Here is a 20,162-nt window from a genome sequence, read left to right as displayed (position 1 = left end):
AGGCGCGGTGCACGTCCGACGTGCACCGCGCCTCCCGCGCCGTTCCCGCGGCGCCGCCCGGCCGTGACGGACGGGAGAATGGGACACCGTGCCCCGTCCCACCACCCGCATCCCGCTCAACACCCTCGCCGTCCCGTTCGGCCTCGCCGGCTTCGCCGAGACCTGGTCGTACGCCGCCCCCGTCCTCGACCTGCCGACCTTCCTCCCGCAGGTCTTCTGGGGCATCGCCGCCGTCGCCTGGACCTGGCTGCTCGCCGCGCACGCCGTCCGCGGGGTCCGGGTGCGCGCGCACGACCGGCTCGTCGACCAGCTGCGGCACCCCGCGCAGGGTCCCCTCGCGGCACTGGTCCCGGCGACCGCGATGCTGCTCGGGGTCGACCTCGCGCACGGCTGGCCGGTCGGCGGGAGGGTGCTCGTGCTCGTCGCCGTGGCGGTCGCCGCCGGGTTCGCCGCCTGGCTCCTCGCGACGTGGTTCGAGGGTCGGCTCGCCCTCGAGTCGGTGCACGGCGGTTACCTCCTGCCGACCGTCGCAGCGGCGCTCGTCGGCTCGGTCGCCACGCACGAGGTCGGGCTCACCTGGCTCTCCTGGGCCTGCTTCGGTGTCGGCGTGTTCTTCTGGGTCGTGATGACCGGGCTGCTGCTCATCCGGCTGTCCTTCCGCCCCGCGCTGCCCGCACCGCTCGTGCCGACGATGGCGATCCTCGTGGCACCGCCGTCGGTCGCCACGGTCGCGGTGTTCGCGCTGACGGACGACGTGCTCACGGTCCCGGTGCAGGCGATCACCGGGCTCGGCGTGCTGCTCGTCGCGGTGCAGGTCGCCCTGCTGCCGCGGTACGTTCGGCTGCCCTTCTCGCTCGGTTTCTGGTCGTTCGTGTTCCCGGCGGCGGCGGTCGCGACGGCCGCGATCGAGTGGTTGCGGGTGCTCGACGTGCGGTGGGCGTGGATCCCCACCGCGGGGGTGCTCGCCCTGCTCTCGGTGCTCGTGGCGGTCGTCGGGTCGCGGTCGATCGCGCTGGCCGTGCGGCACCTGCTGCCCCAGGCGGAGGGCGTCCTGCAGGCCGCCGACGACGAGGACGCCGAGCCGGGCCCCGTGACGGGCGCGACCCGGACGGTCTGAACGCGACCACGGTTCGGGAGGCGCGGTGCGCGTCCGACGCGCACCGCGCCTCCCGAGCCGGTCGCGCGCACCGCGTGACGTCCGGAGACGACGTGCGTCGCCACCCGGCCGTGGCACGACGTACCGTCGTGGCATGACCACGACGACGCCGACCGCAGCCGACTTCCGCTCCGAGTGGGCCGCGTGGCACGACGCCCACGAGGCGGCCCGGGCGAGTGCGCACGGCTTCCTCGCGATCACGAGCATCCGGTGGCTGACGGGCACGCCGGAGCGCTTCGACGACGCGCCCGGGGCGTGGTCGACCTCGGAGGCGGGACCGGTCGTCACCCTCGACGACGGCGAGTCGATCGAGGTCGACGGCGTCGCCGTGACGGGCACGCACCGGTTCGGTCCGCTCCCCGAGCGGTCGAGCACGACCATCGCGTGGCAGGACGGCGACGAGCGGGTCCTCATCGAGGTCGCCCGGCGTGGCGGCAGCGACGTCCTCCGACCGCGGCACCCCTCGAACCCGACGCGGACCGGGTACACCGGGACGCCGTCGTACTCGCCGGACCCGTCGTTCGCGGTCGCGGCGCACTTCGAGCCGTTCGACACGCCCCGCTCGGTGACCGTCGGGTCGGTCGTCGACGGGCTGCAGCACGTGTACGAGGCGCCGGGCGTGCTGACGTTCGACCTCGACGGTCCGCGGTCGCTCCTCGCGTTCAACGGGTACGGCGACGGGCTCCTGGTGCTGTTCACCGACCGGACGAGCGGCGTGACGACGTACGCGGCCAACCGGAGCCTGGACGTCCCGGCGCCGGACGCGTCGGGCGCGACGACGATCGACTTCAACCGGGCGACGAACCTGCCGTGCGCCTACACGCCGCACGCGACGTGCCCGTTGCCGCCGGCGGAGAACCGGCTCGACGTCGCGGTGGAGGCGGGGGAGCAGCTGCCGGCGTGAGGCGGCGGCGCGGCGGCGCGGCGGCGCGGACTCAGTACGACATTGCCGATGTCGTACGACGTCGGTGGTGTCGTTGATTGCGTGCGCGGGGTGTTGCGCACGCCAGGTTACGACGAGCCCGCTGTCGTACGACATCGACGTTGTCGTTCGGGGTCGGCACACCCACGGCGGCCGCGGCACACGCACCCGCGCGCGACGCCCGGCTCAGGGCACCCCGACGCGGGCCCAACCACTCGTCGCCCGCCACGTGCCCGGGTCGAACGAGAACACGCTGCCCATCCCCGGCTGGTCGAGCGCCCGGGTGACCGGCACGCCCCGCAGGTCGGCGAGCAGCAGCGCCCCGACCGCACCGTGCGACACGATCGTGACGTCGCCGGCGTCGGTCAGCGCCCGCACGGCACGGACGATGCGGTCCTGGGCGTCGACGGCGCGCTCCCACCCGCGCACCGAGTCCTCCGGCGTGGCGAAGAACGCGTCGACGACCCCGTCGAACTCCGCGGGCGGCAGGTAGCCCGTCGCGCTCCGGTCGATCTCGCCGAGCGCGGGGTCCGACGAGGGCACGAGCCCCACCGCCTCCGCGAGGATCGCCGCCGTGTCGACCGCCTTCTGCTCGGTGCTCGACACGATCCGCTGGACCCCGGGGTCCCAGGCGACGGCCGCGGCTCCGGCAGCGCGGGCGCGCCCGTCGGGGGAGAGCCCCCACGACTCGATCGGCCGCGCGGGGTCGACGACCACCTCGGCGTGGGTCAGGAAGAACGAGGGCACGGCGTCACTCCAGGTCGTCGGCGGCCGACGGGTCGACGACGCGCACACCGTCGACCTCGCCGATCCGGGCGATGAGCAGGGACCCCTCGGCACGGCCGGCGACGTCGATCCGGACCGCGGTGGCGTCGACCCGGTCGGTGTCCTGCCGCACGAGTCGGGCGACCCGCCACCCGCCGGCCGTCGCGAGGGCGAGCACGTCCGGCAGCACCCCGCGGCCGGCGTCGTAGACCACGTCGAGCGTCATCGACTGCTCGGCGGAGCGGGACAGCGCCCGGACGATCGCGGTGTAGCCGAACACGACGACGAAGTGCAGGGCGGTGACGACGAGTGCGAGCAGCCAGAGACCCGCACCCGCGGCCATGCCGATCGCCGCGGTCTCCCACACCGCGGCGGCCGTGGTGAGGCCCCGGACGGCTCCGCGTCGGGTGAGGATCAGCCCGGCGCCGAGGAACCCGACACCGGAGACGATCTGCGCCGCGACGCGCGAGGGGTCGAGCACGACGTGGTCCGGCACGAGGACGTCGCTGAACCCGTACTTGCTCACGAGCAGCATGAGGGCCGACGCGGTCCCGACGATCGCCTGCGTGCGGATGCCTGCGCTCTTCGACCGGAGCTGCCGCTCGAGGCCGATGAGCGACGCGAGGGCGAACGCGAGCAGGACCTCGCCGATCTGGACCCACCCCTGTCCGGCGAGGGGCTCCGTGAGCTGTTGGATCGTCACGCCGACCGACGATACGCCGGCACCCGGCGGACGGGAGGCGCGGTGCGGGCCCGACCCGCGCCTCCCGTCCGTCAGGGGGTCGCCGTAGGGTGAGCGCGTGGAGTTCCCGGGGGAGGCGGCCGACGCGCGTGACGCGTCGACCTCTCCGGGGTCACCCCGGGGTACGCAGGACCAGCAGGACGAGACGCCCCGAGCGGGACGGCGCGCTCCGCGCGCGACGCCGCACGGAGGCACCGACGGGTCCCCCGGGAACCCCACGCCCCTGACCGTCGTCGCCGGTGCCCTCGCCGACGCGTTCCTGACCGCGGAGCACTGGGGACCGGACGACCTGACCGCCGCCGGCTGGGCGGTGGTCGGCGTCGAGCGCGCCTACGTCGGGCTCGCGGTCGCAGCGGCCCTCGCCGCACACCCGCGACCACCGGTCGACGCACCGCGACAGCTCGCGGCGGTGCTCGAGGCGGCGCCGCGCCTCGCCGAGCTGCACCGCGCACGCGAGGCGCGCCGACCGGTCCGGGTCGTCGCGCGCCGGGCGACCGCGGTCCGGGCGCGTCCGGAGACCGCGAGCCGACTGCTGGTCGACACGCTGCCCGAGCTCGCGCGCGAGCTCGACCTCACCGTCGGGCGGCTGCTCTGGCTCGCCGACACCCGCTCGTGGAACCGGCGACCGGGGCCCTCGAGCCCGCTCCACCACCACCGCTGCGAGTGGATCCGTCGACCCGGACGCACGCCGCGGCTGCTCGAGAAGCCGATGGACATGCTCCGCCGGACGCAGCGGACGATCCTCGACGAGCTCCTCACCGCGCTGCCGGTGCACGACGCGGCGCACGGCTTCGTCGGCGGTCGGAGCGTCGTGACCGGAGCCGCGGTGCACACCGGGCGGCAGATCGTCGTCACGGCCGACCTGACGTCCTTCTTCGCGAGCGTCACCGCGCCCACCGTGTACGGGGTCTTCCGCGCGGCGGGCTTCGCGGAGCCGCTCGCACACGTCCTCACCGGGGTGTGCACGCACCGGGTGCCGGTGCACGTCCTCAGCGCGATGCCGGACGGCGGCAGCCCCGAGGAACGGCAGGCGCTGCGCGCGATGCTCCGGGAAGCCCACCTGCCGCAGGGCGCGCCGACCTCACCGGCGCTGGCGAACACGGCGCTCCGGCACCTGGACGCGCGGCTCGCGGGGTGGGCGGCCTCGGTCGGCGCGGTCTACACGCGGTACGCCGACGACCTGACGTTCAGCGGTGACGAGCGGCTCGCGGCCCGACCGGACGCGTTCCTCCGCGGGGTCGACCGGATCGTCACGGAGCAGGGACTCCGGCTGAACCCGTCGAAGACCCGGGTGCGGCGACGGGGCACGCGGCAGTCGGTCACCGGGGTCGTCGTCAACGACCGGACGTCGCCCGGTCGGCGCGAGGTCGACCGGCTGCACGCGATCCTGCACAACGCCGCCGAGCACGGTCCGGCGTCGCAGAACCGTGCTGGGCACCCCGACTTCCGGGCGCACCTGCTCGGGCGGATCGGGTGGGTCGAGCAGGTCCACCCCGGACGCGCACGGCGCCTGCACGAGGAGTTCGCCCGCATCACGTGGTGATCCCGGGCCGTCCCCGTGCGGGTGTGACGCCGGGTTGCAGCGGACACGGGTTCGACGCCCGACCGCCGGTAGCGTGCCGCCATGTGCCCGAGTGAGATCCCGGCCGACGCCCGCTACGAGGAACTGATCGCGCCGCTGCGACCGGTGATCGAGCGGATCGCCCTCGACGCCCGGCAGCGGGAACGCGAGGAACAGCTCGCCACCGACCAGCTCGGGTGGCTCGTCGACGCCGGGTTCGCGCGCTGGCGCACCCCGGTCGCGTGGGGCGGGGTCGGGGCCCGGCTGTCGGACGTGTTCCGGGCGGTCGCCGAGATCGCCGAGGTCGACCCGAACCTCGCGCACGTGTGGCGGAACCACTTCTCGTTCATCGAGGACCGGGTGCACGCCGAGGGGAGTGCCTCCGACCGGGCGATCGTCGAACGACTCGGTGGCGGGGAGTTCGTCGGCGGTGGGTGGAGCGAGACGCCGAACCCGGCCGGAGCGGACATCAGCACGCGGCTCACCCCGGACCCGGACGGCGGCTGGCGCGTCACCGGCCGGAAGTTCTACTCGACGGGGAGCATCTACGCCCGGTGGATCACGGTGCTGGCGCTCGACGACGCCGGAGCACGGTTCGTCGCGCTCGTGGACGCCCGCGACCCGGGCGTGCGGATCGGCGACGACTGGGACGGGTTCGGCCAGCGGATCACCGGCAGCGGGAGCGTGACGTACACCGACGTGCGCGTGCCCGACGAGCGGGTCCTGCCGTACGCGACGCGCTACCCGTACCAGGAGCAGTACTACCAGACGGTGATGCACGCGATCCTCGTCGGCATCGGGCGTGCGGCCCTCCGCGAGGGGATCGAGGCGCTGCGCTCCCGGCAGCGCGGGCACCACAACGGCACGACCACGGACCCGACCGCCGACCCCGAGCTGCTCAGCACGATCGGCACCGTCGCGGCCCGGGTGTACGCCGCCGACGCCGCTTTCACCGCGAGCCTCGGACCGGTGGACGCCGCCGTCGACCGCCACACCGGACTCCGGGCCGCCGGGGCGGACCCCTCGACGGACCCGGTGCTGCGCGACGCGCTCGAGCGGAGCTGGATCGCGGTCGCCCAGGCGCAGACGGTGGTCACCGACGCCGTGCTCGACGCGACGACGCTCGTGTTCGACGCCCTCGGGTCGAGCGGCACGTTCCGCTCCCTGGGGCTCGACCGGCACTGGCGGAACGCCCGGACCCTGGCGTCGCACAACCCGCGCGTGCACAAGCGCCGCATCGTCGGGGACCTGCTCGTGAACGGCGCCAGCCCGCTCGACCGCGTGTAACCCGCCGTCACGAGGCGCAACCGGACGACACCTGCACCCGCCGGGTCCGCGCTGCCCCGTACGGTCGTCGGCAACGGCCCGCCACGGACGCTGGGGAGGCGACGGTGGCGGGCCGCTCTGCACGCGTACGGAGGGACCACCGTGACCGAGACACCAGCACCGACCATCGTCGCCGTGCCGGACGGCGACCTCGCCGCCGCCGTCGCCCGACCCGGTGGGATCGCCCGGCTCGCCGACCGGATTCGGGCCTCGGGCGCCGCGGTCGTCGCGATCGGCACCGACCGCTTCGACGCCGAACGCGGTCGTGGCCACCGGCTCGACCCGACCACCGCGGCGCTCGCCCTCGGCCGTGCCCTGCCCACGCACGGGCTGCTCGTCGCCGCGGCCCCGACCCGGGAGCACCCGTACAACGTCGCCCGCCGGGTGCTGTCCCTCGACCACGTCCTGGACGCCCGGGTCGGACTCGTCGTCGGAGCGCGGGACCACGGCCTCCCGGCGACGGGGGAGCAGCACGACCCGGCCGAGTTCGCCGAGGTGGTGCGCGGCCTCTGGCGGACGTGGCCGCTCGACAGCATCGTCGGCGACCGCGCGGCCGGCCGGTTCGCCGACACGACCCGGATCCTCCCGCTCGACCACGACGGCGGCCCGGACGGGTACCGGGTCCGGGGGCCGTTGACGACGCCGTCGAGCCGGCAGGGCGAGCCCGTCCTCGCGGTCTGGCACGACGTCGCACACGAGGGTGCCGACCTGGTGCTCGGCGGGGCCGCGCGCCCGCTCGTCCCGTTGCCGGGCGGGGCCGGTGCGTCCGAGCCGAGCCGCGCCTCCCGGACCTCGACCGGCCCCGGTGCCCACCGGCGGACGCTGCGCGACCTGCTCGGACTGCCGGTCCCCGCGCCGGTCGGCGCATGAGCGCCGACGCCGACGCCGGGCTCGTCCTCGGCGTCAACCTGCAGGGCTTCGGCCAGCGACCGGCGGCCTGGCGGACCCAGGACGTCGAGCCGACCGACCTGCTCACCGCCGGGTTCTGGGAGGACCTCGGCCGGACCGCCGAACGCGGGCTGCTGGACATGGTGTTCTTCGCGGACCACCCCGCGCTCGGCGACCCGAACGTCCGCGCCTACGGGCTGCTCGAGCCGTTCGTGGCGCTCGGGGCGATCGCCGACGCGACCACGCACCTCGGACTCGTCGGGACGGCGTCGACGACCTACAACGACCCGGTCGACCTCGCCGAGCGGCTCCTGTCCCTCGACACGGTCTCCGGCGGCCGCGTGGCGTGGAACGCCGTGACGACCTACGACCGGTCGGTGTCGGCGAACTTCGGCGTCGCGACGAACCCGGAGCGACCCGAGCGGTACGCCCGTGCCGGCGAGGTCGTCGACCTCGTGCAGGCGCTCTGGCGGTCCGCCGCCACCGGGGTGCCCGTCGACCACCACGGCGAGTTCACCGAGTTCGCGGGGGCGATCACCGTCCCGCCGTCGGCGCAGGGACACCCGGTGGTGTTCCAGGCCGGGGGATCGCCGCACGGAAGAGACCTCGCCGCGCGCGTCGCCGAGGGCGTGTTCGCCGTCGAGCTGACACCCGAGCCCGCCCGGGAGCACTACCGCGCCGTCAAGCAGGCGGCCCGGACGTACGGCCGGCGGGCGGCGGACGTGGCGATCGTCCCGGGGCTGTCGCTCGTGCTCGGCAGCACCGAGGCCGAGGCGCAGCGGCGGTTCGACGAGCTCGAGGCCCTCGCCCCGGACGGCTACTCCCTGCGGGCGCTCGGGACGCACCTCGACGCCGACCTCACCGACCTCGACCCGGACGCGCCGGTCCCCGCGGCGATCCTCGACCGCGAGGTGGACCCCGTCACCTACGGCCCCTCGCTCGGGTACCACGAGACCGTCGTGCGCTGGGTCCGCGCGCACAACACGTCCCTGCGGGAGGTCCTGCGCGGCTTCGGCGGGTACGGCGCCCGGATCGTCGTCGGCACCCCGGAGCAGGCCGCCGACACCATCGAGGAGTGGTACCGGACCGGGGCCGCCGACGGTTTCAACCTCATGATCGACGAGTTCCCGCGCGGCCTCGAGACCGTGGTCGACCAGCTTGTGCCGATCCTGCAGCGGCGCGGTGTGTTCCACCGCGAGTACGAGGACGTCACGTTGCGCGGGCGGCTCGGTGCGCGGGCGCGCGAGCTGTAGGGCGCCCACCGCGTGACGCCGTGTGACGTGGCGACCAGGCCCGCCGCGTCACACGGGGCAACGCCCGGTCACGCTCCGCAACACCCGTCGTGCCCGGGCCTGGTCGGTCATAGCGTCGCCACCATGACCGACTACCTCGACCGCGAGCACGACAAGACCTTCACGAAGGTCTACAAGCAGCAGACCCCGGACATCCTCTCGGCCTTCGTGCAGTTCGACGAGTCGGTGTTCCGGGCCGAGGGTCGCGAGATCCCGCTGAAGTACCGGGAGCTCATCGCACTGGCGGTCGGCATCACCACGCAGTGCGTCTACTGCATCGACGGCCACAGCCAGCGCGCGGTCACGGCCGGCGCGAACGAGGCCGAGCTCGCCGAGGCCGCCTGGGTCGCCACGGCCATCCGCGCCGGCGGCGGGTTCGCCCACGGCCGCCTCGGCTTCAAGTTCGGCGCCGACGCCGCGGCTCCCTCCGACTCCGCGACCTCCGCGTCGCACCAGCACTGACCACCGACCACACCCGACGGAAGCGCACCCCATGCCCGACCGCATCACCCTCGTCACCGCCCTGCAGGGCGCCGGCTGGCACCCCGCCGCCTGGCGCACCGCCGGCCCCGCGGCGCAGCGCCTCACCAGCCTCCGGCACTGGCGCGACGTCGTCGTGGAGCAGGACCGCCTCGGCGTCGACGCCGTCACGATCGAGGACTCCTTCACCGCCGGTCCGGTGGACGCGGCGGGCGACCTCGACACGAGCACGGTCGTCGGCCGCCTCGACGCCCTCCTCGTCGCGAACGCGGTCGCCCCCGCGACGCGCGCGCTCGGTCTGGTCCCGACCGTCTCGGTGACGCACACCGAACCGTTCCACGTCGCCACGGGCCTCCAGACCCTCGACCACGTCTCGCAGGGGCGAGCCGGGTGGCGGATCCAGGTGAGCCCGACGCCCCGCGAAGCAGCGCTCTTCGGGCGCCGTCCCGGCGGCGACGAGGCGTCCGTCCTCTTCGACGAGGCGCGCGAGGTCGCCGAGGTCGTGTCGCGACTCTGGGACAGCTGGGACGACGACGCGATCATCCGCGACGTGACCACCGGCCGGTTCATCGACCGCGACCGCATCCACAACGCCGCGTTCGCGGGGTCCTTCGTCTCGGTCCACGGCGCGTCGATCGTGCCGCGGTCGCCGCAGGGCCGTCCGCCGGTCTTCTCGCTGGCGCACCGCGCCGACGCGGCCGCGTTCGCCGTGGACGCTGCGGACGTCGTGCTGGTCACGCCCGGGTACGAGGGACGGGAGGCGCGGGACCTGTTGGACGAGGTCCGTCACCTCGAGCAGGTGGCCGGCTCGGACGTCCGTCGTCCGGTCCTCGCCGACCTCGCGGTGCTCATCGGGTCGTCGTCGGCCGCCGCCGCCGATGCGCTGGCCTCGCTCGACACGGCTGCCGGTGCCCCGTACGCGTCCACGTCCGACACGTCCGTGCTGGCGACGACCGTGCCCGAGCTCGTGACGCTCATCGGGGACCTGCGGGACCTCGGTTTCGCCGGTGTCCGACTCCGCCCGCTGCGCATCCCGCTCGACTCCACGGCGATCGCCCGCGAGCTCGTCCCCGCGCTCGTCACGGCCGGCCTCCGAGCCGACGTGGCCTCGCGTCCCACCGCCGACCTGCGCACGCGGCTCGGCATCGCCCCGGCGGTCAGCCGGTACGCGTCCGCATCCGCCCCCGTGGAGGTCTCAGCATGAGCGCCAAGCGTCAGGTCCACCTCGCCGCCCACTTCCCGGGCGTCAACAACACCACGATCTGGAGCGACGACCGAGCCGAGAGCCAGATCGCGTTCTCGTCGTTCGAGCACTTCGCCCGGAACGCCGAGCGCGGGTTGTTCGACTACCTGTTCCTCGCCGAGGGCCTGCGGCTCCGCGAGCAGAAGGGGCGCATCCACGACCTCGACGTCGTCGGGCGCCCGAACACGCTCGCGGTCCTCGCCGCCCTCGCCGGGGTCACCGAGCACATCGGGCTCGTCGGCACGCTGCAGACCACGTTCAACGAGCCGCTCGAACTCGCGAAGCAGCTCGCGACGCTCGACCACCTCACCGACGGACGCGCCGGCTGGAACGTCGTGACCAGCTCGGACGCGTTCCACGGCGCGAACTTCCGTCGTGGCGGGTTCCTGGACCACGCCGACCGGTACACGCGGGCGGCGGAGTTCATCGAGCTGTCCCGCGAGCTCTGGGACTCGTGGGAGTCCGACGCCGTCGTGGCCTCGGGCGTGTTCGCCGACCGCTCCCGGATCCGCGACGTCGACCACAACGGGCCGCAGTTCGACGTGACCGGGACGTTCCCGGTGCCTCGGAGCCCGCAGGGGCACCCGGTGGTCGTGCAAGCCGGCGACTCCGACGAGGGGCGCGACCTCGCCGCGGCGCACGCCGAGGTGATCTTCTCGCTGCACACCGAGTTCGACGACGCGAAGTCCTACTACGACGACGTCACGGCGCGCCTCGAGCGCGTCGGCCGCTCGAAGGACGAGCTGCACATCCTGCCCGCGTCGACCTTCGTCCTCGGAGACACCGCCGCGGACGCCGCCGAGCGGGCCCGGGCGATCCAGCGCGCCCAGGTCAGCCCGGCCACGGCGATCGCGTTCCTCGAGCAGGTGTGGAACCGCGACCTGTCCGGGTACGACGTGGACGGCCCGCTGCCCGACGTCGAGCCGGACCTCGAGGGCGCCGCGATCACCCGCGGCCGCGCACGGCACACCCGCGACGTGCCGGCGCTCGTGCGGTCGTGGCGCGACCGCGCCGAGGCCGAGCACCTGTCCATCCGTGAGCTCGTCATCGCGGTGTCGACGCGCGGCGGGTTCGTCGGGACGCCCTCGCACATCGCCGCCGAGATCGACCGGTACGTCCAGGAACGTGCGACGGACGGCTTCGTCGTGGTCCCGCACACCAACCCGTACGGCCTCGACGAGTTCGTCGACACGGTCGTCCCGCTGCTGCAGGAGCGCGGCGTCTACCGGGAGTCCTACACCGAGGGCGCGACGCTCCGCGAGACGCTCGGTCTGCCCGGGACCATCCGGGACCGCCGGGGGGTGCTCGCGTGACGGTGCGCAGCCTGTCGATCCTCGTGCCGGGGAACTTCGCGGACGACGCACCCGTCGACGGCCTCGAGGCCACGCTCGACCTCTTCGCCACGGCGGAGCGGCTCGGCGTCGACGGCGCCTGGGTCCGGCACCGTCACCTCGAGCACGGCATCGGGTCGGCGGCGGTGTTCCTCGCCGCGGCCTCGCAGCGCACGAGCGCGATCGAGCTCGGGGTCGCCGTCGTGCCGATCGGGTGGGAGAGCCCGTTCCGCCTCGCCGAGGACTTCTCGCTCGCCGACGTCCTGTCGCACGGGCGGGTCCAGGTCGGGCTGTCGACGAGCGCCCCGCACGAGGACATCCTCGGCGACCTGGTGTTCGACGGCGACTGGCGCTCCTTCGACCGCGGCTACGGACGGGTCACCCGATTCGTCGACAACCTGCGCGGGGACTTCCTCGGCGGGGACGACACGGTCATCCAGAGCCCCGGCAACTTCCAGCGCCCGCGGCTGCAGCCGTACGCACCGGGGCTCGTCGACCGGGTCTGGTACGGCGGGGGATCGCTCCGGTCGGCCGCCTTCGCGGGCAGCGCCGGGCTCAACCTGCTCATCGGCAACCTCACCTCGGGCGAGGGCACGGACGACTACGGCACCGCCCAGCGGAACCAGCTCGCCGCCTACCGCGCCGCGCTCCCGTCCGGCCGGACACCCCGCGTCGCCTGGGGACGATGCGTCGTCCCGACGGACTCGGCCGACCGCGTCTCGCGCGAGCGCTACCGGACCTGGTACGAGTCGCGTCTCGACCGGCAGAGGGCACCGCAGGGTCCCCGGCGCACCCTGTTCTCGGCGGACCTCGTGGGATCGGCCGAGCAGATCGTCGAGCAGCTCGTCCACGACGCCACGCTCGCCGAGGTCGACGAGTTCCGCATCGAGCTGCCGTACGAGTTTGCCGGCGACGAGTACGAGCAGATCGTGTCGGACGTCGTGTCGAGGGTCGCGCCGGCCCTCGGGTGGGTACCAGCGCGGACGGTGGTGGCGGCGTGACCCGGTACGTGCTATCGCGCATCGGGCAGGCGGTGCTCGTGCTCTGGGCGGCGTGGACGATCTCGTTCTTCGTCCTCTACGTCCTGCCGAGCGACCCCGCCCGGATCATGCTCGGTCCGGACGCCACCGACGTGACGCAGGCGCAGCTCGACGCGCTCCGCCACCAGTACGGACTCGACCAGCCCGTGCTCGTGCAGTACTCCCAGCACCTCGGTTCGCTGCTCACGGGCGACCTCGGCCGCTCGATCGGCGTCGGACGACCCGTCACCGAGGTCATCGGCGAGGCCGTCGGTCCCACCGCGCAGATCGCCGTCGTCGGCCTGCTGCTCGCGATCGTGTTCGGCGGCGGGCTCGCGGTCCTCGCCACGTGGACCCGCAACCGCGCCCTCGGGCAGTTCCTGCTGCAGCTGCCGCCGGTCGGTGTCGCCGTCCCGGGCTTCTGGTTCGCCCTGCTGCTCGTGCAGTGGTTCTCGTTCGGCCTGCACGTGTTCCCGGCGTTCGGCGGCGAGGGACCGTCGTCGGTCGTCCTCCCCGCGATCACCCTGGCGCTGCCGACCGGCGCGACGATCGCCCAGCTGCTGTCGAAGTCCCTGGTCGCGACGCTCCGTGAGCCGTACGTCGACACCGCGTACGCCAAGGGCGCCGGACGCTGGCGCGTGCAGCTCCGGCACGCGCTGAAGAACGCCGCGCTGCCGGCCCTCACCGTGACCGGCCTCATCGTCGGACAGCTGTTCTCCGGCACCGTCGTCACCGAGACGGTGTTCTCCCGCCCGGGCCTCGGCCGCGTCACCGCGACCGCCGTGCAGGGGCAGGACATCCCCGTGGTCCAGGGCATCGTGCTCGTCGCCGCGGCGATCTTCGTCGTCGCGAACCTCGTCGTCGACCTCGTGTACCCGCTCCTCGACCCGCGTGTCGTCCTGGCCGGGAGCCGCCGGAAGCTCCGGGAGCAGGACGGTCCGACACCGGGCGGCGGCACGGGCGACGCCGCAGGTGCCACCACGGGCACCACCGCCCCGACACCCCAGGGAGTCCCCGCATGACCGAGACCACGCAGCTCGCGATCGGCCGTCCCGCGTCGCTCGTCTCCGACCGCGTCCCCGGCGGCGCGACCGCACTCCGGGGCGTCGTCGCCCGGCCGACCCTCACGCTCGCCGTGCTCTGGCTCGCCCTGGTCGTCCTCGCCGCGCTGCTCCCCGGTGCCCTGACCCACCTCGACCCGCTCGCCGCGGAACCCGCCGTGAAGCTCACCGCGCCCGACGCCGCACACTGGTTCGGCACCGACCAGCTCGGCCGCGACCTGTACGCCCGCGTCGTGCACGGCACGGCGCTCACCCTGCAGGCGGCGATCCTCGCGATCCTCATCGGGCTCGTCGGCGGCTCGGTCGTCGGGCTCCTTGCCGGGTTCGTCGGCGGGGTGGTCGACACCGTGCTCATGCGCGTCGCGGACGTCCTGCTCGCCATCCCGAGCCTGCTGCTGTCGCTGACGATCGTCACCGTCCTGGGCTTCGGCACCGTGAACGTCGCGGTGGCGGTCGGCGTCGCGAGCATCGCCACCATCGCCCGGATCATGCGCTCCGAGGTCGTCCGGGTCCGCACTGCCCCGTACGTCGAGGCGGCAACGGCGAACGGGAACCGCTGGTGGCGGGTGCTGCTCGTGCACGTGCTGCCGAACGCGGCCGGCCCGGTGCTCGTCCTCGCCGCGCTCGAGTTCGGCACCGCGATCCTCGCCGTCTCCAGCCTGAGCTTCCTCGGCTACGGCGCCCAGCCGCCGGCACCGGAGTGGGGCTCGCTCGTCTCGACCGGCCGCGACTTCATCGCCACCTCGTGGTGGCTGACGACCATCCCCGGTCTCGTCATCGCGGTCACGGTCCTCGCCGGCAACCGCGTCGCCCGGGCACTCGACACCGAACGGCGGGCCGTCCGATGAGCCTCCTCAGCATCCGCGACCTCACGGTCGCGTACGGCCACGGCCGGCACGCGCGGACGGCGCTGCACGGCGTCTCCCTCGACGTCGGTCGCGGCGAGCGCGTCGCGATCGTCGGCGAGTCCGGTTCGGGCAAGTCGACGACGGCGCACGCGGTCCTCCGGCTCCTGCCCGCAGCGGCCGAGCTGACGGGAGGCACGGTGCGGCTCTCCGGGACCGCCGCCGGTTCCGCGGACCTCGACCTGGTCACCGCGTCCGACGCCGAGGTCCGTCGTGTCCGCGGCGTCCGGATCGGCTTCGTGCCGCAGGACCCGACCGTCTCGCTCAACCCCGTCACGCGCATCGGTCGGCAGGTCGCCGAGGTGCTCGAGATCCACGGGATCGCGACCGGGGCCGACGCCCGCCAGCGCGCCGTGGAGGAGCTCCGTCGCGCCGGGATCGACCGTCCGGAACTGCGCGCGGAGCAGTACCCGCACGAACTCTCCGGCGGCATGCGGCAGCGGGTGCTCATCGCCATCGCACTGATCGGCGACCCGGAGCTCCTCGTCGCCGACGAGCCCACGAGCGCCCTCGACGTCACCGTGCAGCGGACGATCCTCGACCACCTCGACCGACTCGTCGCCGAGCGGGGGACGAGCGTCCTCTTCATCACGCACGACCTCGGGGTCGCCGCGGACCGGGCGGACCGGATCGTCGTGATGTCCGAGGGACGGATCGTCGAGCAGGGCACCCCCGCCGAGGTGCTCGGCGCTCCCCGCGAGGCGTACACCCGCGCGCTCATCGCCGCGGCGCCCAGTCTCGACGACGTGACCGTGTCCGTGGGGGCCGACCCGCGCCTCCCGTCCGGCAGTGACGACCCGCTCGTCGTCGCGACGGGCCTGCGGAAGTCCTTCGCCCGCGTGGCCGCCGTCGACGGCGTCGACGTGACCGTCCCGCGCGGCCGCACCCTCGCGCTGGTGGGGGAGTCCGGGTCCGGGAAGTCGACCACGGCGCGCCTCGTGCTCGGTCTCGAGCGCGCCGACGGGGGCACCGTCCGGTTCGACGGCGACGACGTGACCGCTGCCCGCGGTGCGGCGCTGCGGGCGTACCGGCGCCGCGCGCAGATCGTGCAGCAGAACCCGTACGCGGCCCTGCACCCGCGGCTGTCGGTCGGGTCGATCATCGCCGACCCGCTCGCGGCGTTCGGGATCGGCACCCGGCGGTCGCGTGCGGCCCGTGCGGCGGAGCTGCTCGACCTCGTGGCCCTGCCGGCATCGACGGCGGGGCGGCGGCCGTCGGAGCTGTCGGGCGGCCAGCGGCAGCGCGTCGCCATCGCCCGGGCGCTCGCGCTCGACCCGTCGTTCGTCGTCCTGGACGAACCGGTCTCGGCACTCGACGTGTCCGTCCAGGCGCAGATCCTCGACCTGCTCGCGTCGCTGCAGGAGACGCTCGGCGTCTCGTACCTGTTCATCTCGCACGACCTCGCCGTCGTCCGCCGCATCGCCCACGAGGTGTCCGTCCTCCGGGGCGGGCGCGTGGTCGAGCACGGCGCTGCCGCCGAGGTCCTCCACCACCCGCAGCACGAGTACACCCGTGCCCTGCTCGACGCGATCCCCGGACGATCCCGGCGCGTCGCACCCCTCACCCCCTCCGAAGGAGTCTCATGACCATCCACCGCACCCCGATCCGTCTGGTGGCCGCGATCGCGGCCGGCACCGCGGCGGCCCTGGTGATGGCCGGCTGCTCGTCGGGCGGCACCGCGTCGTCGTCCTCGTCGAAGCCCGTCGACGGCGGCTCGCTGACCTACGCGATCGCCAACGACCCGATCACGCTCAACCCGACCGGGACCGGCGCCGGCAACGACACCCTCGCCATCACCCGGCAGCTCGTCGACTCGCTGCTCTGGCAGGACCCGTCGGACGGCTCGCTGAAGCCCTGGCTGGCGACGAAGTACTCGGCGAACGCCGACGCGACCGCGTTCACGTTCGACCTGCGCTCCGGTGTGACGTTCTCCGACGGGTCGGCCTTCGACGCCACCGCCGTGAAGGACACCTTCGACGACATCGCGAAGGCCGGGGCGTCCAGCACCGCCGCCGCGTACTTCTCGGGGTACCGGGAGACGAAGATCGTCGACGACGACACCGTCGAGGTCGACTTCACGACGCCGAACGCCGCGTTCCCGAACGCCACCGCGTCGGTCGCGCTCGGCATCGTCGCGCCGAAGACCACCGAGACGCCGTTCGAGGACCGGGCCGACGGCACGGCCGTCATCGGGACGGGGCCGTTCACGCTGTCGTCGTACACGAAGAACACCTCCACCGTCCTGACGAAGCGCAAGGACTACGACTGGGGCCCGGCCGCGCGGTCGAACACCGGCGCGGCGCACCTGTCGAAGGTGACGTTCCAGGTCGTCCCGGAGGCGAGCGTCCGCACCGGCAGCCTGCAGTCCGGCCAGCTCGACGCGATCAGCAGCGTGCAGCCGAGCGACGTCGACACGCTCGAGTCGCAGTACGAGCTCGTGACCCGCGCCAACCCCGGGCAGGTGTTCGGGCTCACGTTCAACCAGAAGCGCCCGCTCGTGTCCGACCTCGTCGTCCGCAGGGCGATCGCGCAGGCCGTCGACCCGAAGACCGTCCGGGACACGTCGCTGAACGACCTGTTCGAGGTCGCGACGTCGGTGCTCGGCTCGACCACCCCCGGGTACACCGACACCTCCTCGGCGATCTCGTACGATCCGGCCGCGGCCGAGCAGGCGCTCGACGAGGCCGGGTGGAAGACCGGCTCGGACGGCATCCGGGCGAAGGACGGCCAGGAGCTGCGGCTCAAGCTCATCTGGATCACGAACTTCGGGCCGAACCAGACCTCGCTCGAACTCATCCAGCAGGAGCTGCGGAAGGTCGGCGTCGGTCTGACCCTCGAGAGCGGCACCGTCCCGCAGTACCTCGCCAACACCACGAGCGGGGACTGGGACCTCGCGTGGGACAACAGCTCCCGCGCCGACGGCGACGTCCTCCGCTCGAAGTTCTCGAGCGACGGCGCCCAGTCGATCGGCGCCGCCGACGGCACGCTCGACGCCCTGTTCACGAAGGAGCTCTCGCAGTCGTCCGCCACCGAGCGTGCGGCCACGTTCGCGGCGATCCAGGAACGGATCGCGTCGCAGGTGGACTTCGTCCCCGTGCACGAGCTCACCAGCATCATCGCCACCACGAAGGACGTGCACGGCATCGCGTTCGGCGCGGACACCCGCCTCGACCAGCTCACCGGCGCCTGGACGGACGCAGCATGACCGCCGTCCCCCTGTCCGTCCTCGACCTCGTCCCGGTCAGCGCCGGGTCCACCGCCGCGCAGGCGCTGCACCGCACGATCGACCTCGCGCAGCACGCCGAGCGTGCCGGGTACGCCCGGTACTGGCTCGCCGAGCACCACCTCAACCCGGGTGTCGCCGGCAGCGCACCGAACATCGTGATCGGGGCCGTGGCCGCCGCGACCTCGACGATCCGCGTCGGCAGCGCGGCGACGCTGGTCGGCAACGTCCGCGGACTGCAGATCGCCGAGACCTTCGGCACGCTCGCCGCGCTGTACGGGCCGCGGATCGACCTCGGTCTCGGCCGGTCGGGCGCCCCCGCACCCGGTGCCCCGAAGCCGCCGTCGCTCGCCCCGCGCGGGGACGAGGTCGTCGACGGGCTGCTCATCCCGGCACCGTTCGACTTCCGGATCGCCCCGCGCAGCCGGTTCGCGCTGCAGGGCGAGCTGCTCGGTCGCGTGCCGGGCGACGTCGACCGGTTCGAGGGCGAACTCGACCTGATCCGGGCGCTGTTCGACGGGACCTGGTCGCACGACGGCGCGGTCGTCGAGGCGCCACCCGCCGCCGGCACCCCCGTCGAGCTCTGGATCCACGGCTCCACCGGGGGTGCGAGCGCACGGGCCGCCGGCGCGCTCGGCCTGCCCTACGGCGCGAACTACCACACGTCGCCGGGCACGGTCCTGGCGTCGGTCGAGGCGTACCGCGACGCGTTCCGCCCCGGCGTGCTCGACGCGCCGCACGTCATCGTGTCGGCGGACGTCGTCGTCGGCCGGGACACCGACGAGGCGTCCGGACTCGCCCTCGGCTACGGCCAGTGGGTGCACTCCATCCGCTCCGGTGTCGGGGCGATCGAGTACCCGACGCCCGAGTGGGCCCGGGAGCACCCGTTGGACGACGCTGCGGCGGCATCGGTCGCGGACCGCATCGCCACGCGGTTCGTCGGCGATGCGGGCACGGTCGCGGACCAGCTCGAGACGCTCCGGGGTGCCACCGGGGCGGACGAGCTCCTCGTCACGACGATCACGCACGACCACGACGCGCGGGTGCGCTCCTACGAGCTGCTCGCGGCCGAGTGGGCGCGGCGTGCCGAGCAGGCGGTGCCGGCCGCGGTCTGAGACGCGGCCGACCGACGGACGGGAGGCGCGGTGCCAGCTGGCACCGCGCCTCCCGTCCGTCGTGTGCGCGCGTCCCGCGCGTGAGCGTCAGCTGGCGTCGAGCGGCAGGCCCTCCGGGTTGAGCTCGGACTGCTTCACGGCCTCGTTCGACAGGTTGTAGGCCGTGAGCCACTTGGCGTACGTGCCGTCGTCGATGAGCTCGTTGATGGCCTCCTGGACCGGCTTCGCGAGCCCGTCGCCCTTCTTGGTGGTCGCCGCGATGAGCCCCTGCAGGTCGGCGCCGGCACCCGAGTACGTGCCCGCGGTCGTCGTCGCCTTCGCCGTCCCCGCGTTCTGCTTGTTCTGGTAGGCGATCGTCGGGTTCGGGCCGAGGTAGCCGTCGACCTTGCCGGACTGTACTGCGAGGAGCTTCGCGTTCGCGTCCGGGTAGTACTTCACCGAGATGGTCTTGCCCTGCTTCGCGAGGTCGGCCTTCCACCCGAGCAGGATCTTCTCCTGGTTCGTGCCGGAGTCGGTGGCGATCGTCTTGCCGGCGAGCACGGACGGGTCTCCGTCGAACCGCAGGGAGCTGCCCTCCTTCACCTGCAGCGCGAGGTTGTCCTGGCGGTACGAGGCGAAGTCGTACTTCTCCTTGCGCTGCTCCGTCACGGTGATGTTCGACAGGCCGACGTCGACCGATCCGCCGTCGATGCCGACGAACAGGTTGTCCCACGTGGCGTTCTTGACCTGGGGCTCGAGGCCGAGCTTCGCCGCGACGAGACGGCCGAGGTCGGGCTCGGAGCCGGTCAGCGTCTTCTGGTCGTCGCCGGTGAAGGCGAGGGGTGGGTACCCGGACGGCAGGGCCCCGATGCCGATGACGAGCTTGCCGGACTGCTTGATGTCGGCGGGGAGCTCGTCGTGGAGCTTCGAGTCCTCCTGCACGGAGACCTTCGTCTCGGTCGCGGCGCCGTTCGAGGCGGCGCCGATCGTGACGGTGCCGTCGTCCGAGCCGGTGCCGGCGCTGGCGTTCGCGGCGCAGCCGGCGAGGGCGACGACGACGCCGGTGGCGAGGACGAGGGCGCCGGCGCGGTGCCGCCAGCGGGAGGGGGTGATCGGGGACATGGTTCTCCAGGGGTCGGGTCGGAACGGGTGGG

At 73.9% G+C, this 20,162-nt stretch carries 18 protein-coding genes; 15 read left to right on the top strand and 3 right to left on the bottom strand.

What is annotated here, in order from left to right:
• Positions 1-88 precede the first annotated feature (88 nt).
• On the top strand, positions 89-1,117 hold the full coding sequence (locus tag BM028_RS14840) for an SLAC1 family transporter (RefSeq protein WP_092387495.1): 1,029 nt from the start codon (positions 89-91) through the stop codon (positions 1,115-1,117).
• 133 nt (positions 1,118-1,250) lie between these two features.
• Positions 1,251-2,060 carry a DUF1684 domain-containing protein gene (locus tag BM028_RS14835; RefSeq protein WP_092387493.1) on the top strand — a complete coding sequence of 270 codons (810 nt, stop codon included), beginning with the start codon at positions 1,251-1,253 and terminating at the stop codon, positions 2,058-2,060.
• Positions 2,061-2,264: 204 nt separating this feature from the next.
• On the opposite strand, the gene BM028_RS14830 is transcribed toward BM028_RS14835, so the two are convergent.
• Entirely contained in the window at positions 2,265-2,825 is a 561-nt protein-coding gene (locus BM028_RS14830) for a histidine phosphatase family protein (RefSeq protein ID WP_092387832.1), read from the bottom strand.
• Positions 2,826-2,829: 4 nt separating this feature from the next.
• On the bottom strand, positions 2,830-3,546 hold the full coding sequence (locus BM028_RS14825) for an MgtC/SapB family protein (RefSeq protein ID WP_083295328.1): 717 nt from the start codon (positions 3,544-3,546) through the stop codon (positions 2,830-2,832).
• Between the two features lie 97 nt (positions 3,547-3,643).
• Between BM028_RS14825 and BM028_RS14820 the strand changes: the two genes are divergently transcribed.
• The 13 genes from BM028_RS14820 (at position 3,644) to BM028_RS14760 (ending at position 19,029) form a co-directional block, all read left to right on the top strand.
• Complete coding sequence (locus BM028_RS14820) at positions 3,644-5,128, top strand: reverse transcriptase family protein (protein ID WP_092387491.1); 1,485 nt, start codon at positions 3,644-3,646, stop codon at positions 5,126-5,128.
• Between the two features lie 81 nt (positions 5,129-5,209).
• Complete coding sequence (locus tag BM028_RS14815; protein WP_092387490.1) at positions 5,210-6,433, top strand: acyl-CoA dehydrogenase family protein; 1,224 nt, start codon at positions 5,210-5,212, stop codon at positions 6,431-6,433.
• A gap of 141 nt (positions 6,434-6,574) precedes the next feature.
• Positions 6,575-7,342: an LLM class oxidoreductase gene (locus BM028_RS14810; protein WP_092387488.1), complete on the top strand. Its 768-nt coding sequence runs from the start codon at positions 6,575-6,577 to the stop codon at positions 7,340-7,342.
• Positions 7,339-8,613 (top strand): LLM class flavin-dependent oxidoreductase, encoded by a 1,275-nt coding sequence (locus BM028_RS14805; protein ID WP_092387486.1) that lies wholly within the window; start codon positions 7,339-7,341, stop codon positions 8,611-8,613. Before BM028_RS14810 ends, BM028_RS14805 begins: the two co-directional genes overlap by 4 nt.
• 123 nt (positions 8,614-8,736) lie before the next feature.
• Entirely contained in the window at positions 8,737-9,114 is a 378-nt protein-coding gene (locus BM028_RS14800; RefSeq protein ID WP_070418756.1) for a carboxymuconolactone decarboxylase family protein, read from the top strand.
• A 31-nt stretch (positions 9,115-9,145) separates the two neighbouring features.
• On the top strand, positions 9,146-10,336 hold the full coding sequence (locus tag BM028_RS14795; RefSeq protein WP_092387484.1) for an LLM class flavin-dependent oxidoreductase: 1,191 nt from the start codon (positions 9,146-9,148) through the stop codon (positions 10,334-10,336).
• Positions 10,333-11,688 carry an NtaA/DmoA family FMN-dependent monooxygenase gene (locus BM028_RS14790; protein ID WP_092387482.1) on the top strand — a complete coding sequence of 452 codons (1,356 nt, stop codon included), beginning with the start codon at positions 10,333-10,335 and terminating at the stop codon, positions 11,686-11,688. Before BM028_RS14795 ends, BM028_RS14790 begins: the two co-directional genes overlap by 4 nt.
• Positions 11,685-12,707 (top strand): LLM class flavin-dependent oxidoreductase, encoded by a 1,023-nt coding sequence (locus BM028_RS14785; RefSeq protein WP_092387480.1) that lies wholly within the window; start codon positions 11,685-11,687, stop codon positions 12,705-12,707. The genes BM028_RS14790 and BM028_RS14785 overlap by 4 nt, the downstream gene beginning before the upstream one ends.
• On the top strand, positions 12,704-13,747 hold the full coding sequence (locus BM028_RS14780; protein WP_092387830.1) for an ABC transporter permease: 1,044 nt from the start codon (positions 12,704-12,706) through the stop codon (positions 13,745-13,747). Before BM028_RS14785 ends, BM028_RS14780 begins: the two co-directional genes overlap by 4 nt.
• Complete coding sequence (locus BM028_RS14775; protein ID WP_071301934.1) at positions 13,744-14,634, top strand: ABC transporter permease; 891 nt, start codon at positions 13,744-13,746, stop codon at positions 14,632-14,634. The genes BM028_RS14780 and BM028_RS14775 overlap by 4 nt, the downstream gene beginning before the upstream one ends.
• The gene (locus BM028_RS14770; protein ID WP_092387478.1) at positions 14,631-16,277 is read left to right on the top strand and encodes a dipeptide ABC transporter ATP-binding protein; all 1,647 of its coding nucleotides are present in this window, start codon (positions 14,631-14,633) and stop codon (positions 16,275-16,277) included. The genes BM028_RS14775 and BM028_RS14770 overlap by 4 nt, the downstream gene beginning before the upstream one ends.
• On the top strand, positions 16,274-17,896 hold the full coding sequence (locus BM028_RS14765) for an ABC transporter substrate-binding protein (RefSeq protein ID WP_092387476.1): 1,623 nt from the start codon (positions 16,274-16,276) through the stop codon (positions 17,894-17,896). Before BM028_RS14770 ends, BM028_RS14765 begins: the two co-directional genes overlap by 4 nt.
• The gene (locus BM028_RS14760) at positions 17,893-19,029 is read left to right on the top strand and encodes an LLM class flavin-dependent oxidoreductase (protein ID WP_092387474.1); all 1,137 of its coding nucleotides are present in this window, start codon (positions 17,893-17,895) and stop codon (positions 19,027-19,029) included. Before BM028_RS14765 ends, BM028_RS14760 begins: the two co-directional genes overlap by 4 nt.
• A gap of 87 nt (positions 19,030-19,116) precedes the next feature.
• On the opposite strand, the gene BM028_RS14755 is transcribed toward BM028_RS14760, so the two are convergent.
• Positions 19,117-20,130, bottom strand: a complete 1,014-nt coding sequence (locus BM028_RS14755; protein WP_092387472.1) for a transporter substrate-binding domain-containing protein — start codon at positions 20,128-20,130, stop codon at positions 19,117-19,119.
• Positions 20,131-20,162: the final 32 nt, after the last annotated feature.

This window comes from Curtobacterium sp. YR515, assembly GCF_900113095.1.
Classification (GTDB): domain Bacteria; phylum Actinomycetota; class Actinomycetes; order Actinomycetales; family Microbacteriaceae; genus Curtobacterium.
Note: the sequence above shows the minus strand (reverse complement) of the source record. Positions and strands in the feature narration are given on the sequence as shown.

Excerpts from the sequence above, each read along its gene's own strand:
- BM028_RS14770 (WP_092387478.1), top strand. The coding sequence starts at position 14,631 with ATGAGCCTCCTCAGCATCCGCGACCTCACGGTCGCGTACGGCCACGGC.
- BM028_RS14795 (WP_092387484.1), top strand. The coding sequence starts at position 9,146 with ATGCCCGACCGCATCACCCTCGTCACCGCCCTGCAGGGCGCCGGCTGG.
- BM028_RS14790 (WP_092387482.1), top strand. The coding sequence starts at position 10,333 with ATGAGCGCCAAGCGTCAGGTCCACCTCGCCGCCCACTTCCCGGGCGTC.
- BM028_RS14805 (WP_092387486.1), top strand. The coding sequence starts at position 7,339 with ATGAGCGCCGACGCCGACGCCGGGCTCGTCCTCGGCGTCAACCTGCAG.
- BM028_RS14815 (WP_092387490.1), top strand. The coding sequence starts at position 5,210 with ATGTGCCCGAGTGAGATCCCGGCCGACGCCCGCTACGAGGAACTGATC.
- BM028_RS14835 (WP_092387493.1), top strand. The coding sequence starts at position 1,251 with ATGACCACGACGACGCCGACCGCAGCCGACTTCCGCTCCGAGTGGGCC.
- BM028_RS14800 (WP_070418756.1), top strand. The coding sequence starts at position 8,737 with ATGACCGACTACCTCGACCGCGAGCACGACAAGACCTTCACGAAGGTC.
- BM028_RS14765 (WP_092387476.1), top strand. The coding sequence starts at position 16,274 with ATGACCATCCACCGCACCCCGATCCGTCTGGTGGCCGCGATCGCGGCC.
- BM028_RS14755 (WP_092387472.1), bottom strand. The coding sequence starts at position 20,130 with ATGTCCCCGATCACCCCCTCCCGCTGGCGGCACCGCGCCGGCGCCCTC.
- BM028_RS14760 (WP_092387474.1), top strand. The coding sequence starts at position 17,893 with ATGACCGCCGTCCCCCTGTCCGTCCTCGACCTCGTCCCGGTCAGCGCC.
- BM028_RS14775 (WP_071301934.1), top strand. The coding sequence starts at position 13,744 with ATGACCGAGACCACGCAGCTCGCGATCGGCCGTCCCGCGTCGCTCGTC.